Genomic DNA, 13,632 nt, shown 5'->3' with positions numbered 1-13,632 from the left:
GCGCCTGGGGGCGCGCGGTAAATTTCCCCGGCCAGCAAACGTTCTAGCTCTGATTAAGCCGTTTCCTAAGGTAGACAATGACCATCTCTCGACGTGGGTTCATCGCAGGCCTGGCCCTGACCGGCGCGGCCGTGCCGGCGGCCTTTTATGCCCATCGCGAGCTGACGCGTGAAGAAGAGTTCCCGATCACCCCCGGCGAAGCCACGGTGGACCTGGCCGACACCGCCGGCCAGCACCTGGCGAACAGCTTGCGCGGGGTCTGGAGCCTGCGCCTGGAAGGCCGCGATGCCGGCCTCCAGGGCCTGCCGCTGCAAGGCCTGGAACTGCTGCTGGACATCGCCCCGCGTGGCCGTGGCCTGCGCGGTTACCTCGACACCGCCGCCAACCTGCGCGCGGCCGGTGAACCGCGCTATCGCATCCTCGGCGACCTGCTCACGGGGGAGGGCGCCACGCTCTATTGGCGCCTGATCGACCGCGACGCCCCCGGCGGCGTGCCCGCCTATGAATTCAAGATGACCCTCGACGAAGTCTGGGGCGTGTTCGGCAACGCCGGCAGCGGCACCCTCAGCGGGCAGATCCTCAACCTTGATCGTCCGCTGGCCCTGACCGAGCGCGACCACCGTTTCGTCGCGCACAAACAACTGTTCCCCGAAGCGCGCGAGCGCATTGGCCTTAATCCGCCGCTGCTGGCCTGGCTGATCTCCGCCGAACACCGCTTGTTTCACCAGCTCTGGCACGCCACCCGTGACCAATGGCACAAGCTCTCCGAAGAAAAGCGCGACGCCCTGCGTGGCATCGGCTGGCAACCCGGCCCGCGTGGCCAGGAGCGTGATGCACGGGGCAAACGCAAGGACCGCAACGGCTCGGGCATCGACTTCTTTTTTATGCACCGCCATATGCTCGGCACGGCGCGCTCGATGCAAGACTTGCCTTCCTGGCCGCAGTTTCCCGAGCCGCAGCCGGCGCTGGAGCGTGATCGCCTGGGCTTTGTGCGTTACTTCGACAACCACGACGGCTTCGCCTTGCCCCCCACCTGGTCGGCGTCGGGGGACGACGATTACACCCAGTGGGTCAGCGACATCAAGGCGGCCGAGACCTACCACAGCAATTTCCAGGTGTGGGAATCCCAATACCGCGACCCGCGCTACCTGGCCAAATTGACCCTGGGTCAACTCGGTTCCGAAATGGAACTGGGCTTGCACGACTGGCTGCACATGCGCTGGGCCTCGGTGCCCCGCGACCCGTCCAACGGCGGCCCGGTGCCGTTCGCCCGCGACCCCGCGGACTTTGCCGCGCGGTGGTATGCGGCGGAAAACGACTTTCTCGGCGACCCGTTTTCGTCCCATGTGAACCCGGTGTTCTGGCATTTCCACGGCTGGATCGACGACCGCGTCGAAGACTGGTTCCGTGCCCATGAACGCTTCAATCCGGGCGAAGTCAGCCGCCTTGAGGTCAACGGCGTGGCGTGGTTTGCGCCGGGGCGCTGGGTGGAAGTCGGCGACCCGTGGCTGGGCCCGGATACCCATGGTTGCAGCACCACGCCAGGGTTGCAGATGGGACGGTCGATGGAGATGGACCCGGAGACCATGAAACTGGCGTTGCGCATCACCTTTGGCACGGAGGATGACGTGCTGCAAGGGTTGTTCAAGCGGGTGCCGCAACGGCCCTGGTATGCGCGGCATTTGAAGGTGAAGCGGCCAGAGGCCTGATTGCGCTGCGCCCAACTACAACTTTTACGATGTCAATGAACCGCAGTGGGGCGTTAATGTGCTCACTGCGGTATCGGTCGTGTATCGCCTTTTGAACGGCGGCCGGTCGTGCTCTTCCCCTTCTGGTATTTGTAGGACTCACGCCTGCTGATGCTAGGAAAGATCTGTCTATACCCAAATTTAATAATCGAATAGTAGTTTGTTGTCTGGGTGAAAGCTCTTTGTCTGACAGCTATTTCTTTTTTTGTTGTTTATCGATAAATGAAAAGTTGAAATAAAGTTTATCTGGGTGCTTTGTAGGAAGCATCCTCAAAGCTCTGGCGAAAGTTCCCGTGCGTGGTTCAGGGGCTGGTAAAAAATATCCGGGATACTTCATTCTTGCAGCGACAGACATCGGTGCGGCAGGGGCAGACTATAAAGTCCCTCTTCGGCTGATTTATTAGTTCGCCATACGGCAAGGATGGGGTTATGACGCTCGATAGTTTTCAAAATGAAGTACCCAAGGCACGGGTCAATATCAAGCTGGACTTACATACCGGCGGCGCCCAGAAAAAAGTTGAGTTGCCCTTGAAGTTGATGGTGATGGGCGACTACAGCAACGGCAAGGAACAACGTCCGCTGTCGGAGCGGGGCAAGATCAATATCAATAAGAACAACGTTGACAGTGTCCTCGGCGAATTCTCGCCCGGGCTCAAACTGGTGGTGGAAAACACCTTGCCGGATGAGGCAGCCGACACCGCCGTCGAGTTGAGCTTCCAGCGCCTCAAGGACTTCGAGCCGGAGCAGGTCGCGCGGCAGGTCCCGCAGTTGCGTGCGCTCCTGGCGATGCGCAATCTGTTGCGCGATCTGAAATCCAACTTGTTGGATAACGTGACCTTTCGCCATGAGTTGGAACGCATCCTCAAGGACGATGCACTCAGTGATGAACTTCGGGCTGAATTGGCCGCCCTGGCACCGAGCCGTTAATTCACTTCTATGGGTCTAAAGGGAGATTTGACTATGTCCGTAGAACATTCAGGTTCTCAAAGCCACGGCAATGCCGTGATGTCGGAAAATAGTGGCGGCGTATACGCCGCACTGTTCAGTAAGATCAACTTGAGTCCCGTGATGGAGTTGGGTGGGCTTGAGGTGTTTCAAAATACCGAAGCGCTTTCCGAAGTATCTGTTGATGAACGGGTTACTGCGGCGATTAATGTATTTATGCAGTTGCTGAAACAGTCCGCCCATAAAGTCGAGCGCTTGGATAAGGTGCTGTTGGATGAACATATTGCCGCGCTGGACAGGCAAATAAGCCGTCAGCTCGATGCAATCATGCACCACCCGGACTTTCAACGCGTTGAATCTACCTGGCGAGGGGTGAAATCGCTGATCGACCAGACGGATTTCCGCCAGAACGTGCGCATAGAACTGTTGGATATCAGCAAAGAGCATCTGGTGCAGGACTTTGAAGACGCACCGGAAATTGCCCAGAGTGGCCTCTACCTGCATACCTACACCCAGGAGTACGACACGCCGGGCGGCGAGCCCATCGCTGCCGCCATCTCCAACTATGAATTCGACCGCAGCCCCCAGGACATCGCCCTGCTGCGCAATATTTCGAAAGTGGCGGCCGCTGCTCATATGCCCTTTGTGGGGGCTGTGGGGCCGGCATTCTTTGGCAAGGCGTCCATGGAAGAAGTGGCCGCGATCAAGGACATCGGCAATTACTTCGACCGTGCCGAATACATCAAGTGGAAGTCATTCCGTGACAGTGATGACGCGCGCTACATCGGCCTGACGATGCCGCGTGTGCTGGGGCGGCTGCCCTATGGTCCTGACACCGCTCCCGTGCGCAGTTTCAACTACATCGAAAGCGTCAAGGGGCCGGATCACCACAAGTACCTGTGGACCAACGCCTCCTTCGCGTTCGCCGCCAATATGGTCAAGAGCTTCATCGCCAATGGCTGGTGTGTGCAGATCCGTGGGCCGCAGTCCGGTGGAGCAGTGACGGAGTTGCCCATTCACTTGTACGACCTGGGCACTGGCAACCAGGTGAAGATTCCTTCAGAGGTGATGATCCCGGAAACCCGCGAGTTCGAATTTGCCAACCTTGGGTTTATCCCGCTTTCCTACTACAAGAATCGCGATTATGCGTGCTTCTTTTCTGCCAACTCCGCCCAGAAAGCCGCCTTGTACGACACCGCCGATGCCACGGCAAACAGCCGCATCAACGCGCGGCTGCCGTACATTTTTTTGCTGTCGCGCATCGCCCACTACCTGAAGTTGATCCAGCGCGAAAACATCGGCACCACAAAAGACCGGCGCCTGCTGGAACTGGAGCTCAATAAATGGATTGGCGGGCTTGTCACCGAAATGACCGACCCCGGCGATGACCTGCAGGCTTCGCACCCGCTGCGCGAGGCGAAGGTGACGGTGGAGGACATTGAAGACAACCCGGGCTTCTTCCGCGTCAAGTTGTACGCCGTGCCGCATTTTCAGGTGGAGGGCATGGACGTGAACCTCTCGCTGGTTTCGCAAATGCCCAAGGCCAAGGCCTGAGTCAATCGTAGGGAAACGATGCCATGAAGATCGATCGTCCACTGTGGGCCAGCGGCGTATTGCTGTCGGCGCAGCAATTCCAGCAACAGGCACGCTGGGAGGCCTGGGCCCACGAACAGCTCGCTCAGCTGAGCCTGGTGCACCCTTGGGGTGTCCAGGCGGTGGGGTTTGACCCGGACGCCTTGCGCCTGGGCAAACTCAAGGCCAGCCAATTGTGCGTACGGCTGCCTGACGGCACGTGGGTCGATACCGACGCTGTGGACCGCCTGCCGCCTGCCCTGGAGTTGGCACCGTTGTCGGCGGATCAAGCAGTGCTCGTGCACCTGGCGTTGCCGCTGGAACAGGCCAATGGCAACAACTGCCAGTTTGACAGTGGCAACCCCGACCGGCCGACCCGTTATCGCCAGGACTGGCGTGAAGTCCAGGATCTCTACGCCGATGAGAAGCAGTCCATCGGCGTGCTGGAGCACACCCTGAGCCTGCGCCTGCACAGTGATGACAACGCCGATTACGTCACCTGTCCCGTTGCACGCCTGGCCCCCGACGGGCAGGGCACCTGGGGCCTTACCCGGTCTATGTGCCGCCGCTGCTGAGCTTTGCGGCGCATCCAGGCTTGCTGCGCCAGTTGGACAACCTGTTGACGCAATTGGCCGCCAAACGGCTACGGCTCATGGGCATGCGACGTGAGAGCAACCAACGCATGGCCGACTTTGCCGTGGCCGACGTTTCGTTGTTCTGGCTGCTCAATGCGCTGAATACCTATCAGCCGGTCCTGGCCGATCTGCGGGACTTTCCCGCCAGGCACCCCGAGCAGGTCTACGGGGAACTGATCAAGCTCGCAGGCAGCCTGCTGACGTTTTCGTTGGAACACGATATCGACAAGGTGCCGGCCTACCGTCACGGCGAGCTGGAAGCGGTGTTCGCGCCGTTGATGAACACCATTTCGTTGTTGCTGGAAGCCAGCCTGCCGTCACGGGTGGTTGCCCTGGAGCTGGAGGTGCACGGCGCCAATCGTTGGCAGGTCAAATTGAACGACCCGCGCCTGCGCGAGCGTGACGGCGCCGATTTCTACCTGTCGGTGCGCAGCCGCCTGCCGGCTGCGCAGTTGCAAGAGCAGTTCCCGCAGCTGTGCAAGGTCGGCACGCCGGACGACGTCGATTACCTGATCAACGCGGCACTCGACGGTGTGCCCTTGCTGGCGCTCGCTCATGTGCCGGCGGCGATTCCACTGCGGCTGGAAAACCAGTATTTCGCGCTCAATTTCGCGCATCCGAAAGGGCAGGCGGTATTGGCCGAAGGGGTGTGTGCGTTCTACGTCCCCAGCACATTGGTCGAGGTCAAACTCGAACTGTTTGCGGTGTTGCGCACATGAGCCGGGCCAATTCGAACGGGCGCAGTGTGTTGCCTGTGGACACCGATGAGCTGTTGCAGGACACCTATCTACTGGTGGTCGAGTTGCGCCAGGGCGCTTGCGCCGAGGGGCAACCGCAGTTGTGGCCGCTTTGCGTCGAGCAGGTCGAACGGGTGCGGCAGCGTCTCGCAGCGGTGGGCATGGCGCCGCGCGCCATCGACTACATCTCCCACGCGCAATGCGCGTTGCTGGACGAGACGGTGCTTACCTTTGTGCAAAAAGACGATCAGGCCGCGTGGGCGAAACCGCTCCAGGCCGAGTTTTTCAACCACCATCAGGCGGGCGAATTCTTATACGAGGACATGCAGGCCGTATTAGGCGAACCCGCGCCTGATCGGCAGGTGCTGACGGTTTTCCAGCGCGTGCTGATGCTCGGGTTCCAAGGCCGTTACCGTGACCCGAACGACCCCGAACGCGAGCGCCTGTTGAACGCGCTCAATGCCCATGTCGCGCCCTTGAGGCCCAGCCAGGGCCTGATTACCCAGGCGCGTGGTGGCGTGGGCGCGGGGCTGGGCTGGCTGCAATCGCCGTTGCTGCATGTGCTCGCTGCCGCCGTGGTGTTGGCGGCGATGTGGTGGGGGTTGAATCAACTGCTGAGCGATACGGTGGTTTCGCTCTTGCCTGATCAAGCGTGAGGGCCAGATGAGCATCACTTCTCACCGAGTGCTCGTGTTGTGGGCTGGGGGATTGCTCCTGGCGCTGCTGGCCATCGTTCCACTCACCGTCTGGGCGCGCACCACCGGGGTATTGCTCGGGCTGGGTGGCATCGGCTTGGCCTGGGTCGCCGTGAACCGCAGGGCAGCCGCATTGCGCGCATCCGTGCAGCTTGACGATACGGCCGCCTTGCCAGCAGCGTCCTTCCCGCATCCGGTGCTGCTGGTCTGTGGTGATGGGCTCGATGCACTGTTCGGCCCAGCCTGCGCCGATCGGTTGGTCTTGCGGGTGATCCCGTCGGGTTGTTATGTGCGCGTGCCAAGCCTGGAACAATTGCCGGCGATCAGCGACGCCATCCTCGCATTGCGTCCCGGTTGGGGGGCTCAACTGTGCGTGATGTTTGTCGTCAACCCCAGTGCCCATGGTGACAGCGCTGCGTTGCTGGGCCGGGTGCGAACCTTTGGCTACCAGGCTGCCCTGGTACGCAAGCGAGGGATCGCGCTGCCGCTGTTGCTGGTGAGTTACCTGCAAACCGTGCAAGGCGCTGATCCGTGGTTCAGTTGGGAGCGGGGTGAGGCCCAGCCTTGCGCCCGGGATAACAACCAGTGCGCCACGCTGGACGAGTGGCAGCAGCAAGCCGTTGATACGCCCACCCGCGCCGCACGACTGCACGCCTGCGTTCAACTGAACAGTGTCGCGCAGTGGCTGCACGAGGGGGTGTTGCCCAGCCTCGGTCAGCACGACACGGATGCAGCCTGTGTGTGTGCGATCAAAATGCTCCCGGCGCTTACCCATGGGGTGGAAGGGAACCTGTGGTATCAATGGCTTGCACAGAAGGTGGCGCTGGTCGACAGCCGGGTGAGCGATGCGAGCGCGGCATTGCCCTTTCCTGATGAATTGCTCAGCGTGTTCAAACGCAGCCCCGCGTACACGTCGCTGCAACGGGCAAGCGTGGTGGCGGTGTGGTTAGGGGTGATCGCCAGCGCCGTTGCCCTGGCCAGCTCCGCTTGGCAGAACACGCTCTTGCTACGCCAGGTCAGCGATGACCTGCGCCGCTATACCTCGATCCCGCCACCGACACACCGTGAACAACGCGCGTTCCTGCTCCGTGAAGACGCCATCACCGCACTGCGTCATGCGGCCCGGCGCCTGGACACCTACTACCGACAGGGCGAGCCCCTGGCCTTGGGGCTGGGCCTGTATCGCGGCGAGCATTTGCGCGCGCCTTTGCTGGCCGTGCTGGCTACACATGTCGAGCCACCCCTGACTGCCTTGCCCACGGGGCCGGCCCGCGTGGTGCGGCTGGACAGTCTTTCGCTGTTCGCCAGCGGCAGCGCCCGGCTCAAGCCGGGTTCGACCAAGGTCCTGATCGACGCACTGGTCGGCATCAAGGCGCAACCAGGACTGCTGATTGTGATCGCCGGGCACACGGATGCCACCGGCGATGCGCAGAACAATCTTCGCCTGTCCTACGCCCGCGCCGCTGCCGTCCATGGCTGGATGCAGCAAATGGGCGGGCTCCCCGACAGCTGCTTTGCGGTGCAGGGTTTCGGCGCCAGCCAGCCGATTGCAAGCAACGACACTGACGCGGGGCGAGCAGCCAACCGCCGCGTCGATATCCGTCTGGTGCCTTCGGCGGGGGCGTGTTCGCACCCGACGCAGGCACCCGACAGGCAACCCCCTGTCGCCTATCGCGACGTTTGATTCCCAAGAAAAGGAGCTTCACATGGCTATTCCCGTTTACCTCTGGCTACAAGACGACGGCGGTGCACACATCAAGGGTTCGGTGGATGTGCAAAAGCGCGAGGGCAGTATCGAAGTGATCGCCCAGGACCACAGCCTGTACATCCCGACGGACAACAACACCGGCAAGTTGACCGGTACGCGGGTGCATACCCCGTTCCTGTTCTGCAAGGAAATCGATGCTTCCAGCCCGTACCTCTACAAAGCGGTCACCACCGGGCAAACCCTCAAGAGTGCCGAGTTCAAGTGGTACCGCATCGACGATGCGGGGCAGGAGGTCGAGTACTTCATCACCAAGCTGGAGCAAGTCAAGGTGGTGAAGGTCGCGCCGAAAATGCATGACGTCAAAGACCCCGGCAAGGAGAAACACAACCACCTTGAGCAGATCGAGTTGCGCTACGAGAAGGTCACCTGGACCTACAAGGACGGCAACATCATTCACTCCGATGCCTGGAGCGAACGCCAAAGCGCTTGATGGCGGTGATCGGTTGGGCGTGCTTGCGCGGGCGCTCAACCGAACACATCACGCTTCAAGACGGATGACACAACCAGCCCCTTGGCGAGGACGTATTTTGTATGGCTCATCACTCCACCCGTTTGCTGCGACGACTCAATCCCTACTGTGCCCAGGCGTTGAGTGCGGCAGCCTCGTTGTGCCACGGCAGTGCGCACGCGCAGATCACCATCGAGCACTGGCTGCTCAAGCTGCTGGGCCAGGGGGAGGGCGACCTGACCGTCATCGCGCGGCGTTACGAATGGGATATGGACGCGCTGTGGCATGGCTTGCTTGAACACCTCGACAGCCTGCCACGCAGCATGCAGGGCAAGCCGCAGTTGTCCGAGCCTTTACAGCAATTGATCAGGAATGCCTGGCTGCGCGCCTCGCTCGACGACAACAACGACAGCCTGCGCTCGGCGCACCTGCTGGGGGCCTTGATGGAAACGCCCAGCCTGTTGGCATGCGAAGCCGCATGGCCATTGCTCAGTCTCAGTCAGGCGCAACTGCAGTGCTTGATGGTGCTGCTGGACCAAACGTCTGAGGAGCGCCCCGAGTTGAAGGGTGTCACTGAACCGCTAGCCATTGAGCCGCCGCAAAGTACCGCGGGGCAGGCAACGCTCGACCGGTTCACCCAAGACCTCACCGCCAAGGCTGCACAAGGCAAGATCGACCCGGTGTTTGGCCGTGACGAAGAAATCCGCCAGGTCATCGACATCCTGAGCCGGCGGCGGAAAAACAACCCGCTGCTGGTGGGCGAACCCGGGGTTGGCAAAACGGCCTTGGTGGAAGGCCTGGCCTTGAACATAGCCCAGGGGCGCGTGCCTGACAGCCTCAAATCAGTCTGCGTACGCACCCTGGACCTGGGCTTGTTGCAAGCAGGCGCCGGTGTCAAAGGTGAGTTCGAGCAACGCCTGAAAAACGTCATCGATGCCGTGCAACAGTCCGAGATCCCCGTGCTGTTGTTTATTGACGAGGCCCATACCCTGATCGGCGCCGGCAACCAGGCCGGCGGTGCCGACGCAGCCAATCTGCTCAAGCCGGCCTTGGCCCGTGGCGAATTGCGCACCATCGCCGCGACCACCTGGAGTGAATACAAGCAGTACTTCGAGCGCGACGCGGCCCTCGAAAGACGCTTCCAAATGGTCAAGGTCGATGAGCCGGACGACGCCAACGCCAGCCTGATGCTGCGCGGCCTGAAGTTGCGCTACGCCAGCCATCATGGCGTGCATATCCAGGACGCGGCGGTGCAGGCTGCGGTGAGCCTGTCGCGGCGCTACCTGACTGGGCGTCAACTGCCGGACAAGGCGGTGGACCTGCTGGATACCGCCAGCGCCCGTGTGCGCATGAGCCTGGACTGTGAGCCGCAAGCGCTTGTGCGTCTGCACGCCCGTTGCATGGCATTGGAGTTGGAGCGCCAGGCACTGGAGCAAGACCAGGCCCTAAGTGGCGAGAGCGTCGATGAACGCCTGGCATTGATTGACGCGCAGTCTGCTGATTTGCAACGTGAGTACACCGCACTGGAACAGCAACACCGCCAAGAACTCGCCCTGATCAAGCAACTGCTTGAAGCGCGCCAAGCGCAGCCGTTGCAGCGGGACACATGTGCGCAGTTGCAACAACAACTGCACAGTATTCAAGGCGCTCAGCCGTTGCTGTCATTGGATGTCGATGTGCGCAGCGTGGCGCACGTCGTTGCCGATTGGACCGGGGTTCCGCTGGGCAGCCTGCTCAAGGACGAACAAACCCACCTCTTGGCGCTGGAACAACAATTGGCGCAACGCGTGATCGGCCAGGCCCCAGCGCTCAACGCACTGGCACAACGGCTGCGCGCGGCCAAGACCGTGCTGACCCAGGAGCATGCGCCGCTGGGGGTATTCCTGTTGGTGGGCACCAGCGGCGTGGGTAAAACCGAAACCGCCCTGGCCCTCGCCGACAGCCTGTTCGGCGGTGAAAAATCACTGATCACCCTCAACTTTTCCGAGTATCAGGAAGCCCACACCGTCAGCCAACTCAAAGGCTCGCCGCCCGGTTACGTCGGCTACGGCAAGGGCGGTGTCCTGACCGAAGCCGTGCGGCAGCGGCCCTACAGTGTCGTGCTGCTGGACGAAGTCGAAAAGGCCCACCGCGACGTGCTCAACCTGTTCTATCAAGTGTTTGATCGCGGCTTCATGCGCGATGGCGAAGGGCGCGAGATCGACTTTCGCAACACCGTCATCCTCATGACCTCCAACCTCGGCAGCGATTTGCTGCACAACTGCTTGCACGCCCAACCCGACGCCCCCGACAGCGTGCTGCACGAACAACTGCGGCCAATCCTGCGGGAGCACTTCCAGCCGGCGTTGCTCGCACGGTTCCAGACCTTGATCTATCGCCCGCTGCAAGCCGACGCCCTCAAACGCATCGTAGCGCTCAAGCTGGCCCAGGTGGCCAAGCGTCTGCGCGTGCACTACGACCTCGACTGCCGGCTCGGCGACTCACTCAACGACGCCCTGGTTGCCGCCTGCCTGCTGCCGGACACGGGGGCACGCAACATCGACAGCCTGCTCAACGAGCAGATCCTGCCCGTACTCAGCCAGCAACTGCTGGAAAGGCGGGCGGCGCAACAGCGCTGCCAAAGCGTATGCCTGGAATACAGCGAAGCAGACGGCATCAGCCTGAGCTTCACCGATGGCGATCCCGAATCTCAAACCGCCGTCATGGAGGCCTGAAGATGAGTGTTTTCTTCGATCACAGCCGGCACACAGTGTGGGTGAGCAAGGTTGCAGCGCAGCTTGACGTCTTGGCCTTTGAAGGCAATGAACAGCTCAGCCAGCCATTCACTTACTGCGTTGAATTCACCAGCCCCGACCTCGACCTCGCCGCCGACTCCATGCTTGGCAAAACGGCCAGCTTCAGCCTGCACGCCCCACCACAAACGCTGCCGTTGTTGAACGTCACCCCACCCAAGATCAAACCGTTGCGCACCCTGCACGGCGTGGTCACCCACTTCGCGCGCCAGTCCGGCTCCAACGACCAGGCCACCTACACACTCACCCTACAACCCCGAATCGCCCTGCTTGAACGCGGCCGCCAGTTCCGTATCTACCAACACCAATCCGTGCCCGAAATCGTCGAACACATCCTGCGCACCCGCCACGGTTTTGAAGGCCAGGACTTCCTGTTCAACCTCAAGCGCGACTACCCCCGGCGCGAACACGTCATGCAATACGGCGAAAGCGATCTGGCCTTCATCAGCCGATTGCTGGCCGATGTGGGCATCTGGTATCGCTTCACCAGCGACGAACGCCTGCGCATCGATGTCGTTGAGTTTTTCGATAGCCAGCGCGGTTATCAGTTCGACGTTGAGCTGCCACATCGCCCGCAATCCGGGCTCGGCAGCAGCGGGCAGGACGGTGTGTGGGCGTTGCAATCCAGCCACCAGGTCGTAGAGCAACACGTCAGCGTGCGCGCCTACCACCATCGTGACGCCAGCGCCCAGCTCAACGGCGAGATCGACCACAGCCGTGGCGCCACCACCACCTACGGCGATGCCTACCACTACGCCGAACCCTTCACGGTCCTCGGCAATAGGCTGGATGAAAACGAAGACTTGCCAAGTGAAAGCGGCTACTTCTACGCACGCCTGCGCCACGAGCAGTACCTGAACCAGCAAACGCTTTTGAGTGGAATCAGCAGCAGCGCCACCCTTGCGCCGGGGCAGGTCCTCAAGATCAGCGGCGGCGCGCTCCAGGCCTTCAAGCCCGGCGCAGTCATTACCCGCCTGACCACCAAGGCCGCGCGCGACAGCAGCTTCGAAGCCACATTCGAAGCGATTCCCTATTCAGAAACCGTCTGCTTTCGCCCAGCCCCAACAGACAAACCGCAAATCTCCGGCACCGTCCCGGCCCGCGTCACCAGCCCCCAGGCGAACGACCCCTACGCCCATATCGACCTCGAAGGCCGCTACCGCGTGAGCTTCCGGTTCGACCGCGATACCTGGAAACCCGGCGAAGAAAGTCTCTGGCTACGCCTGGCACGCCCCTACGCCGGCGACACCCACGGCCTGCACCTGCCCCTGATCCCCGGCACCGAAGTCGCCATCGCCTTCGAACAAGGCGACCCGGACCGCCCCTACATCGCCCACGCCCTGCATGACAGCCAGCATGTGGACCACGTGACCCTGCGCAACTACAAACGCAACGTGCTGCGCACCCCGGCCAACAATAAGTTGCGCATGGACGACACGCGGGGGCAGGAGCACGTCAAGTTGAGTACGGAGCACAGTGGCAAGAGCCAGTTGAATTTGGGGCATTTGGTGGATGGCCAGCGCCAACCGCGAGGGCAGGGTGCGGAGTTGCGCACTGACGGGCATGCAGCGGTGCGTGCTGGCAACGGCATTTTCATCAGTGCCGATGGCCAGCCCAAGGCGCAGGGGCAGATGCTGGAAATGAGCGCGGCGGTGGCGCGTCTGCAGCAAGCAGGTGAGCAGTTGGAGGGATTGTCTGCTGATGCCAGCGCCGCGAGTGCCGACCCCGCCGATGTGCAAGCGCAATTGAACTTGCTCAAGCAAGACCTGGAACAACTGCAATCGTCCGTGTTGCTGCTCAGCGCCCCCGAAGGTGTCGCCCTGACCAGTGGGCAGCACTTGCAGCTGGCTGCGCAGCACAACCTGATGGTCAACGCCGGAGCCGAGGCGGATATCAGTGTGCTCAAACGGCTGTTTATCGGGGTGGGGCAGGGCGTCAGTCTGTTTGTGCGCAAGGTGGGTATCAAGTTGATTGCCAACGCAGGCCCTGTGCGTGTTCAGGCACAGAACGACAGGCTGGAACTGATCGCGCGTCATGGAATAGACATCACCAGCACAGATGACGAAATCCGTATCACTGCCAAGAAGAAAATCACTCTGAATGCTGGCGGCAGTTACATCACCCTGAATCAAAGCAGCATCGAATCCGGCACTCGAGGCGACTTCAATATCAAGGCTGCGGACTTCCAGTTTCTGGAGCCTGCTCGGCAGTCGCTGGACATACCTCAGCCCCCTCAACTGACCGAGCATAAATCCGTGTCCTCCGGGCTTACGGGTTTCTCTGGCTGATCCC

Annotated in this window: 8 protein-coding genes and 1 pseudogene; all 9 read left to right on the top strand. The window is 61.4% G+C overall.

Going from position 1 to position 13,632, the window contains the following annotated elements; all coding sequences use genetic code 11:
- Positions 1-77 precede the first annotated feature (77 nt).
- On the top strand, positions 78-1,709 hold the full coding sequence (locus J1G37_RS13740; RefSeq protein ID WP_207042473.1) for a PvdJ/PvdD/PvdP-like protein: 1,632 nt from the start codon (positions 78-80) through the stop codon (positions 1,707-1,709).
- 468 nt (positions 1,710-2,177) lie between these two features.
- Entirely contained in the window at positions 2,178-2,675 is a 498-nt protein-coding gene (gene tssB / locus J1G37_RS13735) for a type VI secretion system contractile sheath small subunit (RefSeq protein WP_017735585.1), read from the top strand.
- Between the two features lie 33 nt (positions 2,676-2,708).
- On the top strand, positions 2,709-4,247 hold the full coding sequence (gene tssC / locus J1G37_RS13730) for a type VI secretion system contractile sheath large subunit (RefSeq protein WP_207042471.1): 1,539 nt from the start codon (positions 2,709-2,711) through the stop codon (positions 4,245-4,247).
- A gap of 23 nt (positions 4,248-4,270) precedes the next feature.
- Positions 4,271-5,619: pseudogene (tssK, locus tag J1G37_RS13725) on the top strand (type VI secretion system baseplate subunit TssK).
- Positions 5,616-6,293: a type VI secretion system protein TssL, short form gene (gene tssL, locus J1G37_RS13720; RefSeq protein WP_207042468.1), complete on the top strand. Its 678-nt coding sequence runs from the start codon at positions 5,616-5,618 to the stop codon at positions 6,291-6,293. The pseudogene tssK and the gene tssL overlap by 4 nt, the downstream one beginning before the upstream one ends.
- 7 nt (positions 6,294-6,300) lie before the next feature.
- Positions 6,301-8,016, top strand: coding sequence for an OmpA family protein (locus tag J1G37_RS13715; RefSeq protein WP_207042465.1), 1,716 nt, complete (start codon positions 6,301-6,303; stop codon positions 8,014-8,016).
- A 22-nt stretch (positions 8,017-8,038) separates the two neighbouring features.
- The gene (locus tag J1G37_RS13710) at positions 8,039-8,530 is read left to right on the top strand and encodes an Hcp family type VI secretion system effector (RefSeq protein ID WP_207042464.1); all 492 of its coding nucleotides are present in this window, start codon (positions 8,039-8,041) and stop codon (positions 8,528-8,530) included.
- A gap of 101 nt (positions 8,531-8,631) precedes the next feature.
- Positions 8,632-11,262: a type VI secretion system ATPase TssH gene (tssH, locus tag J1G37_RS13705; protein ID WP_207042463.1), complete on the top strand. Its 2,631-nt coding sequence runs from the start codon at positions 8,632-8,634 to the stop codon at positions 11,260-11,262.
- 2 nt (positions 11,263-11,264) lie between these two features.
- Positions 11,265-13,628 (top strand): type VI secretion system Vgr family protein, encoded by a 2,364-nt coding sequence (gene vgrG / locus J1G37_RS13700; protein WP_207042455.1) that lies wholly within the window; start codon positions 11,265-11,267, stop codon positions 13,626-13,628.
- Positions 13,629-13,632 lie beyond the last annotated feature (4 nt).

This window comes from Pseudomonas sp. Marseille-Q1929 (genome assembly GCF_017316265.1).
Classification (GTDB): domain Bacteria; phylum Pseudomonadota; class Gammaproteobacteria; order Pseudomonadales; family Pseudomonadaceae; genus Aquipseudomonas.
This window is presented reverse-complemented; position numbering and strand designations above follow the sequence as displayed.